The sequence below is a fragment of the Pseudomonas sp. FP2335 genome (assembly GCF_030687535.1).
Taxonomy (GTDB): Bacteria; Pseudomonadota; Gammaproteobacteria; order Pseudomonadales; family Pseudomonadaceae; genus Aquipseudomonas.
Genome location: NZ_CP117437.1, coordinates 3,952,618 through 3,969,566 on the forward strand (window position 1 = coordinate 3,952,618; position 16,949 = coordinate 3,969,566).

The window sequence follows — 16,949 nt, forward strand, 5'->3', positions numbered from 1 at the left end:
TCACCACCCCAGGCAATCCACTATTACGCCAGCTGAAATGCCGGATGCTCGCGCAATGCCGCAACACAGTGATCGACAAAACTGCGCACGCGCATCGGTGCGTTGCGGCCTTCGCGGTACACCACGTGCACTGGCAACGGTGCCTGCTCATACGCCTGCAACACCCGGCGCAATTGGCCGTTATGCAGGTGCTCGTGCAACGGATAGCTCAGGCAGCGCACCAGGCCTGCACCCTGCAGCGCCGCATTGATCGCGCCTTGCACGGTGGCGCAACTCAAGCGTGCGCGAGTCTTGAGCGGGTAGCCGGGAAACCCCCAATCCACCTGCTCGGCATTGGCGATCAGCCGATGCTGCTTGAGGTCTCGCGGATGCCGGGGTTCGCCGTGGGCGTTGAGGTAGTCGGGGCTGGCACAGAGGATCTGCCGCACCTGCCCCAGCGGCCGGGCGATCAGTGACGAGCTGGGCAGTTCACCAACAAGGATCGCCACGTCCAGCCCCTCTTCGTGCAGGTTGGGGTAATAGTCGTGGTAGCGGGCATTGAGGCGCACCTCGGGATAGCGCTGCAGATAGTCGGCCAACACCGGCGCCATCACATACCGGCTGAACAGCAACGGCAGGAACACCCGCAGATTGCCCTGGGCCTGCACATGCAAGCCCTTGGCCGATGCCTCGGCGGCGTCCACGGCGGCGAGCAGGCGCAAGCAGTCAGCCAGGTAGGCGCGGCCGGCGTCGGTGAGGCTCACCCCCTGGGTGCTGCGCTCAAGCAATGCCACGCGCAGGCGCGCTTCCAAACGTGCAACCGCGCGTACCAGGGTCGGGCCCGAGACCTGAGCCCTGCGCGCCGCCGACGCCAGGCTCGGCTGCCCGGCCAGCGCGGCGAACAGCTGCATGTCGCGATAGCGCTCCATCAATTGCGCCGGTTCAGGGCGGCGTCCTGGCCCAGGCGCTCGCCAAGAAAATCCACAAAGCTGAGGACCTTGGCCGGCACCCGGGCGCTCTTCTGGAACACCACCTGGATCGGCAGCGGCGCCGGTTCAAAGGCTTGCAGCACGATCTCCAGTTCCCCCGCTTCCACCAGCGCCGCGACTTGATACGACAACACCCGCGTCACGCCCCAGCCGAGCCGCGCCAGGTTGATCGCGGCGTTATTGGCCGAAACCACCAGGCGCGGCTCGATGGGCACGCTGAGCGGCTGGCCGGCGTCGACAAACGTCCACTCACTGACCAATTGGCTGGACGACGACGTGGCGATCTGAGCGTCACGCAACTGCGCCGGATGCGACGGCCGCCCATGCCTGTCCAGGTACCCCGGCGCAGCACACACCACGCGCCGCACTTCACCGACCTGGATCGCCTGCTGCCCCGGTTCGTGCAGATGACCGATGCGCACGGCCACGTCGACACCTTCGTCGGTCATGTTGACCACGCGGTCGACCAGCAGCGCATTGATCGTGACCAAGGGAAAACGGTCCAGATACGCCCCCAGCACCGGCGCCACATACAGTTCGCCAAACAGCACCGGCGCGGTCACCGTGAGGTGGCCACAGGGGATCGAATAACTGCCCGCCGCAGCCTCTTCGGCTTCATCCAGTTCGGCCAGGATGCGCCGACAGTCTTCCAGATAACGCTGGCCCGCCTCGGTCAGGTGCAGGCTGCGTGTGGTACGCGCCAGCAATTGCGTGCCAATGCGCGCCTCCATGGCGGCGATGGCCCGCGTCACGCTCGGTGGCGAGGTGTTCAAGCGGCGTGCGGCGGCGGCGAAGCCCTGCTCCTCGGCCACCGCGAGGAACACCTGCATTTCGTGGAATCGATCCATTGTTGATCCTTCTGTGGCTTACACACTTGCTGCCTCGCCAAAGGTGTCGACTTCAGGCCTGTTGTAGGCCGGCCGCCGTGCGCGGCATGCCGACAAAACCTGGCAACGCCTCGATGCTGGCCAGCCAGGCGCGCACCTGAGGGTAGTCGGCCAGCGACACATTGCCCTCCGGCGCATGGGCGATATAGGTGTAGAAGGCAATATCGGCGATGCTCGGTTGGTCGCTGGCGAGGAAGCGGCTTTGGCTCAGTTGCTGCTCCACCAGCTGCAGCAAGGCATGGGCGCGGCTGATGGCGTCAACCGTATCGATCTGGGCGCCAAACACCACCGCCAAACGCGCAGAAGCCGGACCGACATGCAGTTGACCGGCAGCCGCCGACAACCAACGCTGCACACGGGCCTGGCCCACCGGATCGCTGGGCAGCCATTGGCCTTTGCCATATCGACTGGCGAGGTACACCAGGATCGCATTGGAGTCGGCCAGTACCGTGCCGTTGTCATCGATGGCCGGTACCTGGCCAAAACTGTTGATCGTGGCGAGGAAGTCCGGCGCCTTGTGTGCGCCGTGCTTGAGGTCCACCAGGATGAATTCGGTGGGCAAGCCCAGCAGGGACAGCATCAGCTCGACTCGATGGGAGTGGCCGGACAACGGGAAACCATACAGTTTGATCGCAGGCTGGGACATGAAAGGCTCCAAAAAGGGGTAATCGACGCCACACATGTTCCACCGCGCCCCGGATCGTTGGAATCACCAGGATTCACAATCCAGCATTTCACCCGGCGAAACAATCATTCGCCAAACAATTCCACGATCAGGTTGAACAAGGTGGTCTTGACCGCGCTGTCCAACTCGGTCCAGGCCAGGCCGGTGGTGGCCTGGAACGTCCCCAACTGCAACTGGCGCGCCACGCAATTGGCCGGCAGCGCCCGCGCCGCCTGCTGCGGCAACACCCCCACGCCCAGCCCGGCGGAGACCAGTGCGAGCATGGTGGTGAACTCCCCCAGCTCGGAGGCGATCTGCAAGGGCATGCCCACGGCCTGGATAAACTCGTCGTAGAAGCCCGGCGCATAACGTCGCGCCAGGATGTACACCGGCACCTGGAGCAGGTCGCCGGGGTGGATCGACGCTTGTGCCGCCAAGGGATGATCCACCGGCAAGGCCACGCAGAAATGCTCGTGCAGCACCGCTCGGGTCTGCACCCCGGGGTGGGCGGCGGGCAGGCGCATCAGGCCGAAATCCAGCAGGCCCTGCTTCAGCGCCGCAGCCTGATCGGGGCCGGGCATGTCCTTGAGTTCCAGTTCGATGCGCGGGTAGCGCTGGTGCACCGCGCGGATCAACTGGGGCAACAGGTGCGGCAGCACCGACGACACAAAACCCAGGCGCACCCGGCCGATTTCACCGCGATTGGACGCCCGCGCCGCATCCGCCGCCCGCGCCGCCTGGTGCAGGGTGGCCTGGGCTTCCGGCAGAAACGCGCGGCCGGCGTCGGTCAAGGTCACCGAGTGGCGATTGCGGTCCAGCAAGCGCACGCCCAGGCCACTTTCCAGCACTTTGATCTGCATGCTCAGCGCGGGCTGCACGATCGCCAACTGCGCCGCCGCACGGCCGAAATGCAGCTCCTGGGCAAGCACCACAAAGGCGCGCAAGTGCTTCAGCTCCATAAATTTTCCATGGTTATCACGAATATTGATCAGCCCATCACAAATGAAAATTGGACGCTGCCGCGCCCCTGCGTTGAAGTAACACCCGGTCATACACGATATGACAGGGCTTGGCCTATAACAATGAGAACAAGGAGGCACCATGCTCGGCATGGCTAACGACACTTATCTGCTACTCGATGCACTGGTCACGATTATCGGATTGATATTGTTGATCACCCACCTCAAGGTCCACCCCTTTGTTGCCCTGACCGTGGCCGCGGGTTTCTTGGGGCTCACCTCCGGCATGCCCGTGGACAAGGTGATGAAAGCCTTCCAGGACGGCTTTGGCGGCGTGCTGGGGTTTGTCGGCATCATCCTTGGCCTGGGCACCATGCTCGGCAAGTTGATGGCCGATTCCGGCGGCGCCGACCAGATCGCCCGCACCCTGATCCGTGCCTTCGGCAAGCGGCGGGTGCACTGGGCGATGATGTTTTCGGCGTTCCTGGTGGGCATTCCACTGTTTTTTGAAATCGGCTTTGTGCTGCTGATCCCACTGGTGTTCATCGTGGCGCGGCGCACCGGGCTGTCGCTGATCAAGGTCGGCATGCCGCTGCTGGCCGGGTTGTCGGTGGTGCACGGGCTGGTGCCGCCCCATCCAGGCCCGTTGTTGGCCATCGGCATCTTCGGCGCAGACATCGGCAAGACGATTTTCTACGGGCTGATCGTCGGCCTGCCCACCGCGGTGATCGCCGGGCCGCTGTTTGGCAACCTGATCTCGCGCTATGTGCCCGGCACGCCGTCGCCGGAATTGATGGAACAGTTGGCCAAGGAATCCTCCGGTGAAAACCTGCCGGGCTTTGGTATCACCGTCACCACCATCCTGTTGCCTGTGGTGCTGATGCTGCTCAAAACCTTCGCCGACGTGGCCTTTGCCGCCGACAGCAGCTTGCGGGTGTGGATGGACTTTATCGGCCACCCCATCACCGCCCTGCTCGCGGCCTTGCTGCTGGCGTTCTACACCTTTGGCGCGGCGCGGGGTTTCTCGCGCGAACACCTGAGCAAACTGCTGGATGCCAGCCTCGCGCCCACTGCTGCGATTGTGCTGATCGTCGGCGCCGGTGGTGGTTTCAAACAGATGCTGGTAGCCAGCGGCGTGGGTGATGTGATCGGGCATATGGCGGTGCGTGCCGAGATTTCGCCGATCCTGCTGGCGTGGCTGGTGGCGGCGGTGATTCGCGTTGCGACCGGCTCTGCCACTGTCGCCACCATCACCGGCGCGGGCATCGTCGCCCCGGTGATCGGCTTGCTGCCTGGCGTCAACCGCGAGTTGCTGGTGCTCGCCACCGGCGCCGGTTCGCTGGTGCTGTCCCATGTCAACGACGCCGGTTTCTGGCTGGTGAAGCAGTACTTCAACATGACCGTCGTCGAAACCTTCAAGACCTGGACGCTGATGGAGACCGTGCTCTCCTTCGCCGCCCTGGGGTTCATCATGCTGCTGTCGTTGGTGGTGTGAAGCGTTAGGAGAGTGATCCCATGCAAAACGTTCTAGACAACTTCCGCCTCGATGGCCGCCTCGCGCTGGTCACCGGCTCCAGCGCCGGTATCGGCCTGGCGATTGCCCGTGGCCTGGCCCAGGCGGGTGCGCGGGTGGTGCTCAACGGGCGCAACCGCGGCACCCTGTGCGATGCGGCGGCCATGCTCACCCTGGAAGGCCTGGAGGTGCACACCCAGGCGTTTGATGTGACTGACAGCGCGGCGATCCAGGCCGCCGTGACCGATATTGAAGCGCGTCTCGGCCCGCTGGACATCCTGGTCAACAACGCCGGCATGCAACGGCGCGGGCCGCTGGAAGACTACAGCGAACAGCACTGGCGCGAACTGCTCAGCACCAACCTCGACAGTGCGTTTCTGGTCGGCCAGGCGGTGGCGCGGGTGATGATTGCGCGCAAGCAGGGGCGCATCATCAATATCTGCTCGGTGCAGAGTGAGCTGGGCCGCCCCGGGATCGCGCCGTATGCGGCGAGCAAGGGCGCACTGAAGATGCTGACCAAGGGCATGGCCATCGATTGGGGCCCCCATGGGCTGACGGTCAACGGCATCGGCCCCGGCTATTTCAAGACCGAGTTGAACGCCAACCTGGTGGCCAACCCCGAGTTCAGCGACTGGTTAGTGCAACGCACGCCGAGCCGACGCTGGGGTGACGTGGCCGAACTGGCCGGAGCGGCGGTGTTCCTGGCCAGCGATGCGGCCAGTTTCGTCAACGGTCATATCCTGTATGTCGACGGTGGCATCACCGCGCAGCTGTAATTTTGGAGAATCTCATGCACGCCATTGTCTGCCACGCTTCGAAAGACCTGCGGGTCGAGCCCCAGGACGAACCCCAGGCCCTCGCCCCCGACCAGTTGCGCGTGCGCATCGCCCGGGGCGGTATCTGCGGCTCGGACCTGCATTACTACCAGCACGGCGGCTTCGGCACCGTGCGCCTGCGCGAGCCGATGGTGCTCGGCCATGAAGTCTCGGCGGTGATCGATGCCGTGGGCAGCGACGCCGGCACGTTCAAGGTTGGCCAGCGGATCGCGGTATCACCCTCGCGCCCGTGCGGCGCTTGCCGCTATTGTCACCAGGGCCTGCCCAACCATTGCCTGGGCATGCGCTTCTACGGCAGCGCGATGCCCTTCCCGCATATCCAGGGCGCGTTTCGCCAGAGCCTGGTGATCGAGACCCATCAGGCCCACCTGCTCGCCGACGGCGTCAGCCTGGCCGAAGGCGCCTTGGCCGAGCCATTGTCCGTGGGGTTGCACGCGATCCAGCGCGCCGGTGCCGTGTTCGGCAAACGCGTGCTGGTGACCGGCTGCGGGCCCATCGGCAACTTGCTGATCGCCAGCCTGCGCGCCGCCGGTGCCGCTGAAATCGTCGCGGTGGACTTGTCCACCAGCGCCCTCGCCTGCGCCGAAAAAATGGGCGCCACGCGCACCCACAACATCGCCGACGGTGCCGATGCGCTCAAACGCTACACCGCGCAAAAGGGCTATTTCGACGTGATGTTCGAAGTCTCCGGCAGCGCCCAGGCCCTGCGCAACGGCCTGGAATGCATCGCGCCACGGGGTGTGCTGGTCACCGTCGGCCTGGGCGGCGACGTCACCCTGCCACTCAACCTGCTGGTCAGCCGCGAAATCGACCTGCGCGGCACCTTCCGCTTCCATCCTGAGTTCGCCCAGGCCGTGGACCTGCTCAACCGCCGGATCATCGACGTCACCCCGGTGATCTCCCACACCGTGCCATTTGGCCAGGCGGTGCAAGCGTTTGAGCTGGCGGCGGACAAGAGTCAGGCGATGAAAGTGGTGTTGGATTTTGGGGTGTTGGATCGGGATTGAGTTCTACTCACCCACGACCAAATACACGCCCTGAGCCTCAAGCATGCGAATCCTGCGATAGTCCGCCTCGACCACCGCAGGGTTGGCATGCACGAGATAGACCGTACCCGGCTGGCTGAACACATCATGAGTCGCACCTATCTGCTGCCCGTTCTCGACATAAAACACCGCATCGAAAAACGACTCGAGCTTAAGCAGCTCAGTCAGGAACAGGTCTTTATCAAAATAGCCTGCCGAACGGTTGATCAAGCACACGTTGTAGGTGTGTTGCAAACGTCGATAATCGAATGCCCTTGTCAACAATTGCACGAACATGTCGGCTTCGGTAATCGATAAAACCACCGCCTCAATTTGCCCAAGCCCAGTGGTCTGGGCGGACACATCCGGGCGCAAGATACCGTCGGTCCTTGCGGCAATTTCCACCAGTTTTGGCCCTTCCTCTGTAAACATCACCTCGGCGTGGCTCGGGCCGTTGCGGATACCCAGGCAGCGCACCACGGCTCGGGTGTAGTCCACCAGTATCGGATAGACCACAGCGTCGGGCTCGATCAGTTCATCAATGTCATAGACAGTGCCGCCCTCTTTGACACGCTGTTTTTGGTACCGCACGACTTCAGTGACTAGCTGCTGCCCCTCTAGCGAGACCATGTTCACCACATACTCCGACCCTGCCAGATACTCCTGGATCAGTACCTGCGAGTTGGGAATATTGAGTTTGTTCGTCGTTCCCAGCAGCTTTCCCACAGCCCTCTCGCAGTCAAGCAGGGTGTCACAGATATACACACCATCAGCGCCTGCACTTTCAAGGGGCTTGATGACCACCGGAAAACGCCCGTGATGCCTGATCCAGTCTTGAGCCAGTTCCCATGTGCCTGCGATGAACTGGCGCGCAGCGGGGAGTTGTGCATGGGTCACGCATTGGATCATGTCGTACTTGTTGCGACGGGCGCTGGTTTTATCAAAGTCATTGCGGTAAGGCAGTCGCAGCCGTTCATTCAACTGGTCAGCCAGCAATACACCGGTTTCGGCGCCGGCAATAATAAACTGCGGTTCGAAACGCTCGACACTTGCAAGGGTTGTGGCGAAATCGGCGTTGACGATCATTTGCTCATACAGCGCTTGATCAAAGCCTTTGTAGTAATAACCGTCCAAGTCGCCCGATGAGGCCACATGCATCAGTACACAGCCCTTTTCACTCAAGCGACTGGCTACAAATTTCCCGGATGAAAAACCATCGACTACGACGACCCTGATCATGGTGTACCCCTCTTGATTGCATACAACGCACGCCCCAACAGCAAAAGCACGATGATGCCGACCGCGGTGACACTCGCCATGGAAAACGCCACCCTTTTATCCAGGTACTGGAGCAACAGTACAAACACCGGGAGGGTCAGCAACACCAGAGAAACGTGAATTGGCGTGAGGTAGTAAATGGTTTTCTGGATCAGGAAAATCGGGAGCAAGTGCCCGACCACGACCAGAATCATCATCGGCACAATCAATTCCCTATCCAGCGCAAAGCCTGCGCCTGATACGGGAATGGCGACGACACAAACAACAATCATCGCCACGTTCCTGACGGCCAGAATTTCGTAGACTGACCATTGGCGCGCGAACATGTCCTTCGAGAAAACCGTATACATCACCGTGCCCAGTGCGCAGACGATCACGGCAACAATGCCCGACAAGCGTTGTTCCAGCGTGGTGTTGACAATACCGCTGTCCCCGGCAAAGGCGTTGAACAACATGATCCCCACCGAGATAAGCACCAGGCATGAAACCAGTGCATCTGCGAAGACAGCCTTGGCACTGCGTTTTTTGACGAGGGACATGATCAGGGTAAGCGCAGGACCGCAGGCGACCGAAGCAACGCCGACCACCGCTGGCTCCAAATAACGCAAGGCGTAAAACAGGCCGCCCCAGTTGAGCAGCACGGAGACGTTGATGATGACGATGAGCTTCCAATCGGCTTTGAGTTTGGACCGCAAGGAAGCCGAATCGAAATACAACGCGAGTGCCAGAAAAAAGCCAGCAGAAGTAACGAAGCAGTAGAACAACACCAACTGCGTAATGAGGGTTTGCGTGATAAATGCCACGTAGACATCGAACGCGGCGCTTAGCAGGCTGAACAACAATCCAATAAAAACGCCTTGTTTGAGCACGTCGGCACACCCGTTTTGTTGTTAGTTTCGCAACCTAACAAATCAGGTGTGGATTAAATACTGACCGAACGGCTAGGTAGGGCGGGCTGTCACCGCTCTTCGAGCCGCTCCCGCAAAAACCGATGCCCCACCGAAAACAACCGTCGATACGTCAACAGCACCGCCCCCACCGTGCCCAGCGCCGATGATGCGGCAATCAGGAACATGATCACGATCTGATACCGCACCGCATCCGCCGGGCTTTCTCCTGCCAGGACCTGGCCGGTCATCATGCCGGGCAGGCTGACGATGCCGACGACGGTCATCTGGTTCAGCGTCGGGATCATGCCCGCGCGCACGGCTTGGCGGATGGCGTCCTGGGCGGCTTCCCAGCGTGAGCCGCCGAGGGCCAGGATCATTTCGATGGTGTTGCGCCCCGAGGTCAGTTCCTGGGTCATGCGCTCGATGCCCAAGGACACGCCGGTCAGGGTGTTGCCAAGGATCATCCCGAGGATCGGGATCGCGTACTGCGGTTCGTACCACGGGTGGATACGGATCACCGCGAACAACCCCACCGCCGTGACCAGCCACGAGCTGCCCCACACCGACAATATGCTGTCGACCCGCTGCCCCTTGTACGTGCGCCGCCCGCGCCCGGCGGCAGAGATGCCGGCGATCAAGGTCATGGCGCACATCAACGGCAGCACCACGTACCAGTAGGCGAACTCGAACACCCAGCCCAACAGATAACCGATGGCCAGCAGTTGCACCACGGTGCGCACTGCCGCCCATAGCAGTTGGCGGCCCAGGCCCAGGCGCAGCAGCAGCGACAGCGCGCCGTTGATCAGGATCAGCGAGGCCGCGATGCCCAGGTCGAGGGCCGTGAGGTTCTGGTAGTTCATGGCTGGGTGGCTCCGCTCAGAACGCCCGCGTTCATGTGCAGGTGGATGTTGCTCATGCGCTGCGCCTGCTCGAGATCATGGGAAACCCAGATGCAGGCACGGGACTTGTCGGCGCAGAACCAGGCGTCAATCAGCGCTTCCACTTCGCGGGACGAGGTGGGATCGAGGGCGGCGGTAGGCTCATCCAGCAGCAGCACTTCGGGATTGAGTTGCAAGGTGCGGATCAGCGAGACGACCTGGGATTCGCCACCCGATAGATCAGCGGCGTTCTTCGACAGAAAATCCGCTGCCTTGCCAGCGTGGCCCAACAGGGTGGTAACCGCGCCCAGGTCGAAGCTGCGATTGCGCGAGGTCTTGAGGCTGAACGGGAAGCGCAGGTTGTCTTCCACCGTGCCTTCGAGCAACGCCGGGCGCTGGGACAGGTAGCTGACATGGCAACGGTAATGGGGAATCTCGGCGTTGCTGATCGGTTGGCCGTTCCACAGGATTTGCCCGGAACTGGGCGCGTCCAGCAGGGCCAAGGCGCGCAGGAAGACACTTTTGCCAGAGCCGGAGGAACCGGTGATGGAGACACGATCGGCTGCGTTCAAGATGAAATCGGTGGGCTGGAGCAACGGCACCTGGCGGCGCTCGTCCATGCGCGTGAGGGCGCGGGTTTCGATCAGTGCGCTCATGGACGCGGGGTTCCTTTCGATTCGGTTAAGCGCAATGGTGCCCCACGGGCTATACGGGGTCAAAATGTGGGAGCGGGCTTGCCCGCGAAAACGCTGGCTCAGCCACTGAGCCTGTATCTGACACGCCGCACTCGCGAGCAAGCCCGCTCCCCCCTGAATCTTGATCGATCAGCGTGTTGCACACCCCGACGATCCTGCCTATATTCCTCGCCTGGCGCCTTCTACGCCACCTTCCGCGGAAAGGGCTGCGCCCAGGACACTGCAACACCCTTATTTTTCTACGACTCCCGACCTTAAAGCGGACAAGGTTCAGACAAGGAGCTCGTATGTCCCAGCACTTCAACACCGACGGTCGCCTCAACCTTGAGCAACAGCGCAAGCGCGCCAAGGAACTGCTGGCGCGCCTCAAAACCCAAGACTCCAGCGCCACCCTGTCCCAGGCGCAATGGGCGATCGCCAAGAGACTGGGCTTCAGCAGTTGGCCTAAGCTCAAGGCCCATGTCGACGCCATCGACTTCGCCGCCCGCCACCCCGACTTCGCCGCCAGCGATGAAGCCCGCACCACCCACTGGCGCTGCGGCAATGACATCGCCCACAGCCTGCAGCTGGCCGGGTTCAAGGGCCGGTTCCAGATGCTCAGCGACCCGTTGTGCATGGGCCCGGTGCGCGACCTGCCCACTGACGATTACCAGGCCCTGCGCGCGGCCTTTATCAGCCAGGCGTTTGCCCTGGACAAGAACGAGGCCTCGCGCCGGCTGGCCGACGAATACCTGCAACTGGAAGCCTTGGCCCACGCCGAACACAGCGTGCTGTGGTGCGAAGCCGACGCTTACGACCAACTGTTCCTGATCCGCGCCTTGGCAGGCCTGGAGCGGGTGCCAAAGAAACTGGAGCTGATTGAGGTTGACCGCATACCCGGTGTGCAGCGCTTTATCGGTATCGGCCAATTGGCGCCCGACCTGCTTGCATGGCTGTGGCCGCAACGGCGCTTGATCGATGAGCAGGCCGTGCAACTGGCCAAACAGGCGTGGGCCGCGTATTGCGACAGCTCACCGATCAAATGGGCGCAGCTGGCTCACGGCACTCACCCGGCCCTGCCGTTTTTGGCGCCCGCATTGCTGCGGCAGTTGCAGGAGTTGCCCGGCGCCCGCGATGGCTTGTCGCTGACCGAGCGCCTGACCCTGAGCTACCTTGCCGAAGCCGGGCCAAAACCTGCGGGCCGGGTGTTCGCCGAGTTGATGGCCAAGCGCGAACCGCTGCCGTTCCTGGGGGACATGATGTTTTATGCGCTGTTGCGGCCGTTGATCGATGCGGCCGAACCCTTGCTGACGGAAACTCCAGCAGGATTGGCGCTGACCGAATTGGGCCGGGCGGTGCTCGATGGGCAAGCGTATTGGCTGGAGCATGCCAGCCATGAGCGGTGGGTAGGTGGTACACGGGTCACACCCGGCCAACCGCATTGGGTGATTGACGCACACCTGCACCCCCTCTGGCGCCACCCCTAAGTGCTTGCCCGCGCTGGGGGGGCGAGACCACCTGGCAGGTGAAATACGCTTACGACTTTGCCTCGGTCGGCGTACCGGGCCTGAGCTTCATGGGCATGTTTTAGCGACACGTGGTGATCGGCTGGCAGACGCCATCGTGCACGCGATCCGCCAGCAACTGCGCCAGTTCGATCAGTTGCGCGACACCACCTGGGTCGGCGATTACGCTACTGTACTGGCGCGACGAGGGTGAATCCGCAAACGACGGCCACCTGTTGCACGGCGCGGTTGTCCGCCACCTTAAAATTTCGAGGCTGATTGTTCATGCGTAATCTGATGTTTTCCGGCGTGTGCCTGCTTTCCACCGCCCTGATCGGCTGCCAGCAGCAACCACCCGCGAACGACCAGCTGGACGCAGTGCTGTGGACGCAAACGTCGATCGAGCACGAGCTGATTTACCGCCAGGTCTTCGCCAGCGCCACGCGCCAGCTGGATACTGCCCTGGCCGACCCGACCTGGGACGCCCTGGCCCTGCCGCCGCGAGACCTCGCCGGTTTGCCGCCGGCCGTGGTGGTCGACATCGACGAAACCGTGCTCGACAACGTGCCGCTCAATGCGCGGGACATCCTCACCAACCAGGTCTACTCCTACGACCGCTGGAACACCTGGGTCGACCAGGCCAAGGCCCAGGCCCTGCCGGGTGCCGTCGAGTTCTTGCAGGCGGCGGACAAGAAAGGCATCACCGTCTACTACATCACCAACCGCGAACACAGCCAGGTCCAGGCCACGGTCAACAACCTGCGCCTGCGCGGTTTTCCGGTGGCGCACAACGAACAGGTGCTGGCCGCCAGCACCCCGACCGGCGGCTGCGAACAGGCTGGCTACGGTAAGAACTGCCGACGCCAATGGGTCGCCAGCCATGCCCGCGTGCTGATGCTGGCCGGGGATTCCTTCGGCGACTTCGTGCAGGCCGAGCACAACACCCTGGCCGACCAACGCAAGGCCGCCGCACCGTACGTGGCCTGGCTCGGCCAGCGCTGGTTCCTGCTGCCCAACCCGACCTACGGCAACTGGTACAGCGCGCCCTATGGCGACCAGGAAAAACTGCCCTTCGAACGCAAGCGCCAGCTCAAGCAACAGGCGTTGCACCTGGAAAATTAGTTGTCAATTCTGGCGCCCGGATGCGTTGTCGATAGTGATGCAGACGCGGTATCCGGGCACGCGGTGAGGTGTCAGGCCTTTACGTTCTGCCGGATATTCCACCCAAACTTCACCGGCCCACCGTCCTTGGCACCGTCGGCCTTCTGCGGCTGGTAGCTGACATCCACGGTGGCGAAATTCAAGGCGATGCGGTCGTAGAGCAGATCATCCTTGCTTTCTGCGCTGGTGCTGTAAGACACCACCATGACTTCCTTCAACGTAATCACCAAGTACTCCACCGGGCTGGAGCCGCCCGCCTTGCGCACCACCAACCGCGCCTCGGGGTAATGTTTGCCGCTGGCGCAGGCCATCATCAGGTTGGGGCTGGATTTATCCAGCGGTTTGCTCAGGTTCAGGTTGTTGATATCGACCTTGCCCGCACCGCCCCCCGTACCCGAATGCATCGAACCCGTCTGCGACAACCCCCACGCCCATTCGGTGATGTCGATCTCGTCGCGGTGCGCCTGGTCCCGTGACTCGCCCTTGATATCGCCCAGTTTCAAAAACATATCGACGGCCATGTTGGCTCCCTCTCCTTAGTCAGCGCCGGAAATGGCGCGGGGCGAACTTTTCCTGATCCGACACGAGGGCCACAAGCCGCCACAGCAGGATCGGGAAGCGCCTGTCGGCAAACACCGAAACTTCCGACATTCATTTGCGCCACCGCGTCTTTAACCTCTCAACTCCCGAAAAACCCAGGAGTTAAGGAATGACGACCGCCCTGTTCAAAGATGGATTTCCCTCGGCCCACCGCACCACGCGCCAGCGAATTGAAAGCAGCATTGACCTGCGTCGACTGTTCTGCGCCATCGACGCCGACCCTGCGCTGATTGGTGCGGGGGTGGTGTATATCGATGAAGATTTCAATGTGCTGACACTGCGCGAGTTTCAAGCGGTGTGCAGTGTGCAGGTGAAAAAGGTTGTGTTGCGTGAGGCGCCGAGGGCGGTGGGGCCGGTGGAGTTCAAGCGGATGTTGGAGCATGAGCCGCGGGAGTCGGAATGGGTGGCGGAAGGGCTTATCGCTGCGGTGACATGCGCAGGAGCGGTACTGAGCTGGTTCGTCGTTACGACTGGAATTACGCTCATGCCGTTTACGGCGGGGACCAGTGTGGTGCTTACGTTTGTCGGCAAAGCCGCCATGGCCGCGAGCGTCACCCAATGCTTGATCGGCGTTGGTAGAACAACCGCTGCATGGATTGACCCGCAAGCACTGGAGCGTCTCGACGATGAAGCCTGGTACCAGGCGGTAGTCGCAGTATTGGATGGCATCGCCCTGGCTGGAATAGGGACATCCACCGTGACGACAGTCAAAGCAATCAATGTCAGTACCCAAGTAACCGGCAAACCAATTCGCCAGGTACTGAAAGGGCTGACACGACAAGAACGAGCAAAACTCAATAATGAATTGCTCAGCATCAATGACCCACGATTGACCACAAAACTACTCAAACTGAAGCAAGCCGCCGGCACTGCGACCAAACGTATCAGTGCAACACAGATGAAACGTATCACCGCTACTCACATAAGCGATTCAGTGGCAGGAATATTTGGCGTCACCAGTAGCGCCGTGTCCGGGAACATCAAGCCACTCGCTATCGGTCTCTATGAGGAAATCCGCCAATGAAAAAACGGCGAGCACAAAAGATCCTGGAAAAAATGGGCTACGACGAGCCCCCGACGCCAGACTGGAAAACCATGAGCCCAACAGATTTCTACTATTCAGCCTTCTACATCACAGACCCTCGACTGCTACGCAAACGCTACATGCATGTCATTGGTGGCTGGATACTTGCGGGCTGTTTTTCAATTGCGATGACCGGCGTTCTGGTTTTGGTCACCTACCTCTGCGGGGCACTCGAAGGAGAAACCTTGCGCAACTGGTTTTTTTCCGGACTGACGATCGGTGTGGTGTTCGCTATTGCTCAAATACAAGTGTTGTATGGTCACGCTCATTGGGTCTGGATAAATGTCGGGATCTACTGCCTGTGCTTTCTGAGCTCACTCCCCGCAATCACGTACACCCCCAACATTTACCTGTACTCCATGGCTCTTCTCAGCCCCCTGATCGGCCTACTCATCCTTAACAGCAACCGCTGCCGCGAACTGCGCCACAAGATGGTTGAACTCCGACACAAGCGCGAGCACATCATCGCCACCCTGAAAAAACAGGGCAAATGGAAAGGGTGGTAAATGCCGCGCTCACGCCGTTGGAAATAGTTATGCACCAACCGCCTGCAAAGGCTTCACCACCCGCGCCGCCGTATGTCGATTGACCGGCACCGGCAAGCCCAAATGCCCGCGCAAGGTGCTGTGACTGTACTCACTGCGGAACAAACCGCGCGCACGCAATAGCGGCAGCACTTGATCGGTAAAGCGCGCAAAGTCATCCGGCGCACCGACGTGGATGTTAAAACCGTCCACCGCCCCCTCGATAAACCAACGCTCGATCTCATCGGCCACGGTTTGCGGCGAGCCGACAAAACTGGAGAACGGCTTGGCAAAACGCAACGCCGCCTGGCGCAAGGTCAGGCCCTGGTCGCGGGTGACTTGTTTGATATTTTCCGCGTGGCCGCGATAGCCATTGCTGCCCAGGTCGCCCAGTTCCGGGAAAGGTTCGTCCAGCGGGTACTGGCTGAAATCGTGGTAGTTGAACGGCCGCCCCAGTTGCACCAGGGCCTTGTCCAGGTCCAGCGCGCCGTTGCGTTCCCGGTCGATGGCCTGGGCCTGCTCGTCGGTGTCGGCAATGATCGGCGAGATGCCCGGCAGGATGGTCACGTGATCCGGATTGCGCCCCGCGGCGGCGGTGCGTTGTTTGATGTCGCGGTAGTAGGCCTGGGCGTCCTCGAAATTGCCCACGCCAGCAAAGATCCCCTCGGCGTAATGGGCCGCCAGGCTGCGCCCGGATTCGGAAATGCCAGCCTGGAAGATCACTGGCTGGCCCTGGGCCGAACGCGCAATATTCAATGGCCCGGTCACTGAAAAAAACTCACCGTGGTGATCAAGGCGATGCTGGCGCTGCGGGTCGAGGAACACCTTGCTGCGCTTGTCACGCACAAACGCGTCGTCTTCATAGGAGTCCCACAGGCCCTGCACCACCTGCAGATGCTCGGCAGCCCGGCGATAACGCTCGGTGTGATCGATATGCTGCTCACGGCCGAAGTTGCCGGCGGCGCCTTCCAGGCCGGTGGTGACCACATTCCAACCGGCACGGCCGCCGCTGATATGGTCCAGGGACGCGAACTGGCGCGCCACGTTGAAGGGTTCGGTATAGGACGTGGTCAAGGTCGCCACCAGGCCGATGTTCGAGGTGGCGCCGGCGATGGCCGACAGCAGGGTCAACGGTTCCAGGCGATTGAGGAAATGTGGCGCCGAATCCGCGGTGATGTAGGGGCTGTCGACGATGAACACCAGGTCGAACTTGGCCGCTTCCGCCTGCTGCGCCTGGGCGCGATACCAGTCGATGTCGACGCTGGCATCGCCGGGAATTTGTGGGTGCAGCCATTCGTTCTGCGCAGTGCCGACACCGGTGAGAATGGCGCCGAACTTGAGTTGCCGGGGTGTTGTAGACATGAAAATGCTCCTGAAATAGATGGATATCACTGGAGAAACCGGATCAGAAATGTGGGAGCGGGCTTGCTCGCGAATGCGGTGGTTCAGCTGGAACAGCTTTGACTGATACACCGCTTTCGCGAGCAAGCCCGCTCCCACAGT

18 protein-coding genes are annotated in these 16,949 nt (G+C 61.6%); 8 read left to right on the forward strand and 10 right to left on the reverse strand.

Features of this window, described 5'->3' with window-relative positions; all coding sequences use genetic code 11:
- Positions 1–23: 23 nt before the first annotated feature.
- From PSH81_RS17610 to PSH81_RS17625, 4 genes are all read right to left on the reverse strand, one after another.
- Positions 24–908 carry a LysR family transcriptional regulator gene (locus PSH81_RS17610; RefSeq protein ID WP_226455170.1) on the reverse strand — a complete coding sequence of 295 codons (885 nt, stop codon included), beginning with the start codon at positions 906–908 and terminating at the stop codon, positions 24–26.
- Entirely contained in the window at positions 908–1,816 is a 909-nt protein-coding gene (locus tag PSH81_RS17615; RefSeq protein WP_226455169.1) for a LysR family transcriptional regulator, read from the reverse strand. The genes PSH81_RS17610 and PSH81_RS17615 overlap by 1 nt, the downstream gene beginning before the upstream one ends.
- 52 nt (positions 1,817–1,868) lie before the next feature.
- A complete protein-coding gene (locus PSH81_RS17620) occupies positions 1,869–2,501 on the reverse strand; it encodes a glutathione S-transferase family protein (RefSeq protein WP_192296757.1) in 633 nt (210 codons plus the stop codon).
- Between the two features lie 104 nt (positions 2,502–2,605).
- Positions 2,606–3,478, reverse strand: a complete 873-nt coding sequence (locus PSH81_RS17625; RefSeq protein ID WP_305391192.1) for a LysR family transcriptional regulator — start codon at positions 3,476–3,478, stop codon at positions 2,606–2,608.
- 142 nt (positions 3,479–3,620) lie between these two features.
- Between PSH81_RS17625 and PSH81_RS17630 the strand changes: the two genes are divergently transcribed.
- The 3 genes from PSH81_RS17630 to PSH81_RS17640 are packed head-to-tail and all read left to right on the forward strand — an operon-like array spanning position 3,621 to position 6,834.
- The gene (locus PSH81_RS17630; RefSeq protein ID WP_192296759.1) at positions 3,621–4,973 is read left to right on the forward strand and encodes a GntP family permease; all 1,353 of its coding nucleotides are present in this window, start codon (positions 3,621–3,623) and stop codon (positions 4,971–4,973) included.
- A gap of 20 nt (positions 4,974–4,993) precedes the next feature.
- The gene (locus PSH81_RS17635; RefSeq protein ID WP_305391193.1) at positions 4,994–5,767 is read left to right on the forward strand and encodes a glucose 1-dehydrogenase; all 774 of its coding nucleotides are present in this window, start codon (positions 4,994–4,996) and stop codon (positions 5,765–5,767) included.
- 14 nt (positions 5,768–5,781) lie between these two features.
- A complete protein-coding gene (locus PSH81_RS17640) occupies positions 5,782–6,834 on the forward strand; it encodes an L-idonate 5-dehydrogenase (RefSeq protein ID WP_305391194.1) in 1,053 nt (350 codons plus the stop codon).
- A gap of 3 nt (positions 6,835–6,837) precedes the next feature.
- On the opposite strand, the gene PSH81_RS17645 is transcribed toward PSH81_RS17640, so the two are convergent.
- The 4 genes from PSH81_RS17645 to PSH81_RS17660 all read right to left on the reverse strand — a co-directional run bounded on the left by PSH81_RS17645 (position 6,838) and on the right by PSH81_RS17660 (position 10,554).
- Positions 6,838–8,091: an ATP-grasp domain-containing protein gene (locus tag PSH81_RS17645; RefSeq protein ID WP_305391195.1), complete on the reverse strand. Its 1,254-nt coding sequence runs from the start codon at positions 8,089–8,091 to the stop codon at positions 6,838–6,840.
- Positions 8,088–8,999 (reverse strand): DMT family transporter, encoded by a 912-nt coding sequence (locus PSH81_RS17650; protein ID WP_305391196.1) that lies wholly within the window; start codon positions 8,997–8,999, stop codon positions 8,088–8,090. The genes PSH81_RS17645 and PSH81_RS17650 overlap by 4 nt, the downstream gene beginning before the upstream one ends.
- Before the next feature lie 89 nt (positions 9,000–9,088).
- A complete protein-coding gene (fetB, locus tag PSH81_RS17655) occupies positions 9,089–9,880 on the reverse strand; it encodes an iron export ABC transporter permease subunit FetB (RefSeq protein ID WP_192296764.1) in 792 nt (263 codons plus the stop codon).
- Entirely contained in the window at positions 9,877–10,554 is a 678-nt protein-coding gene (locus PSH81_RS17660) for an ATP-binding cassette domain-containing protein (RefSeq protein ID WP_226455163.1), read from the reverse strand. Before PSH81_RS17660 ends, fetB begins: the two co-directional genes overlap by 4 nt.
- Before the next feature lie 326 nt (positions 10,555–10,880).
- Here PSH81_RS17660 and PSH81_RS17665 point away from each other — a divergent pair, with 326 nt between their 5' ends.
- From PSH81_RS17665 to PSH81_RS17675, 3 genes are all read left to right on the forward strand, one after another.
- Positions 10,881–12,059 carry a DUF1835 domain-containing protein gene (locus tag PSH81_RS17665; RefSeq protein WP_305391197.1) on the forward strand — a complete coding sequence of 393 codons (1,179 nt, stop codon included), beginning with the start codon at positions 10,881–10,883 and terminating at the stop codon, positions 12,057–12,059.
- A 38-nt stretch (positions 12,060–12,097) separates the two neighbouring features.
- Entirely contained in the window at positions 12,098–12,163 is a 66-nt protein-coding gene (locus tag PSH81_RS17670; RefSeq protein WP_305392788.1) for a hypothetical protein, read from the forward strand.
- A 199-nt stretch (positions 12,164–12,362) separates the two neighbouring features.
- Complete coding sequence (locus PSH81_RS17675) at positions 12,363–13,199, forward strand: 5'-nucleotidase, lipoprotein e(P4) family (protein WP_305391198.1); 837 nt, start codon at positions 12,363–12,365, stop codon at positions 13,197–13,199.
- Positions 13,200–13,270: 71 nt separating this feature from the next.
- Here PSH81_RS17675 and PSH81_RS17680 read toward each other — a convergent pair whose 3' ends face one another.
- The gene (locus tag PSH81_RS17680) at positions 13,271–13,759 is read right to left on the reverse strand and encodes a type VI secretion system tube protein Hcp (protein WP_192296768.1); all 489 of its coding nucleotides are present in this window, start codon (positions 13,757–13,759) and stop codon (positions 13,271–13,273) included.
- Between the two features lie 188 nt (positions 13,760–13,947).
- Between PSH81_RS17680 and PSH81_RS17685 the strand changes: the two genes are divergently transcribed.
- Both PSH81_RS17685 and PSH81_RS17690 read left to right on the forward strand, forming a co-directional pair.
- On the forward strand, positions 13,948–14,862 hold the full coding sequence (locus PSH81_RS17685; RefSeq protein WP_305391199.1) for an NAD synthetase: 915 nt from the start codon (positions 13,948–13,950) through the stop codon (positions 14,860–14,862).
- Complete coding sequence (locus PSH81_RS17690) at positions 14,859–15,428, forward strand: hypothetical protein (RefSeq protein ID WP_305391200.1); 570 nt, start codon at positions 14,859–14,861, stop codon at positions 15,426–15,428. Before PSH81_RS17685 ends, PSH81_RS17690 begins: the two co-directional genes overlap by 4 nt.
- Before the next feature lie 27 nt (positions 15,429–15,455).
- Here PSH81_RS17690 and PSH81_RS17695 read toward each other — a convergent pair whose 3' ends face one another.
- Positions 15,456–16,808, reverse strand: a complete 1,353-nt coding sequence (locus PSH81_RS17695; protein WP_305391201.1) for an LLM class flavin-dependent oxidoreductase — start codon at positions 16,806–16,808, stop codon at positions 15,456–15,458.
- Positions 16,809–16,949 lie beyond the last annotated feature (141 nt).

Excerpts from the sequence above, each read along its gene's own strand:
- PSH81_RS17680 (WP_192296768.1), bottom strand. The coding sequence starts at position 13,759 with ATGGCCGTCGATATGTTTTTGAAACTGGGCGATATCAAGGGCGAGTCA.
- PSH81_RS17675 (WP_305391198.1), top strand. The coding sequence starts at position 12,363 with ATGCGTAATCTGATGTTTTCCGGCGTGTGCCTGCTTTCCACCGCCCTG.
- PSH81_RS17630 (WP_192296759.1), top strand. The coding sequence starts at position 3,621 with ATGCTCGGCATGGCTAACGACACTTATCTGCTACTCGATGCACTGGTC.
- PSH81_RS17695 (WP_305391201.1), bottom strand. The coding sequence starts at position 16,808 with ATGTCTACAACACCCCGGCAACTCAAGTTCGGCGCCATTCTCACCGGT.
- PSH81_RS17640 (WP_305391194.1), top strand. The coding sequence starts at position 5,782 with ATGCACGCCATTGTCTGCCACGCTTCGAAAGACCTGCGGGTCGAGCCC.
- PSH81_RS17645 (WP_305391195.1), bottom strand. The coding sequence starts at position 8,091 with ATGATCAGGGTCGTCGTAGTCGATGGTTTTTCATCCGGGAAATTTGTA.
- PSH81_RS17615 (WP_226455169.1), bottom strand. The coding sequence starts at position 1,816 with ATGGATCGATTCCACGAAATGCAGGTGTTCCTCGCGGTGGCCGAGGAG.
- PSH81_RS17620 (WP_192296757.1), bottom strand. The coding sequence starts at position 2,501 with ATGTCCCAGCCTGCGATCAAACTGTATGGTTTCCCGTTGTCCGGCCAC.
- fetB (WP_192296764.1), bottom strand. The coding sequence starts at position 9,880 with ATGAACTACCAGAACCTCACGGCCCTCGACCTGGGCATCGCGGCCTCG.
- PSH81_RS17665 (WP_305391197.1), top strand. The coding sequence starts at position 10,881 with ATGTCCCAGCACTTCAACACCGACGGTCGCCTCAACCTTGAGCAACAG.
- PSH81_RS17685 (WP_305391199.1), top strand. The coding sequence starts at position 13,948 with ATGACGACCGCCCTGTTCAAAGATGGATTTCCCTCGGCCCACCGCACC.
- PSH81_RS17625 (WP_305391192.1), bottom strand. The coding sequence starts at position 3,478 with ATGGAGCTGAAGCACTTGCGCGCCTTTGTGGTGCTTGCCCAGGAGCTG.
- PSH81_RS17660 (WP_226455163.1), bottom strand. The coding sequence starts at position 10,554 with ATGAGCGCACTGATCGAAACCCGCGCCCTCACGCGCATGGACGAGCGC.
- PSH81_RS17690 (WP_305391200.1), top strand. The coding sequence starts at position 14,859 with ATGAAAAAACGGCGAGCACAAAAGATCCTGGAAAAAATGGGCTACGAC.
- PSH81_RS17610 (WP_226455170.1), bottom strand. The coding sequence starts at position 908 with ATGGAGCGCTATCGCGACATGCAGCTGTTCGCCGCGCTGGCCGGGCAG.
- PSH81_RS17635 (WP_305391193.1), top strand. The coding sequence starts at position 4,994 with ATGCAAAACGTTCTAGACAACTTCCGCCTCGATGGCCGCCTCGCGCTG.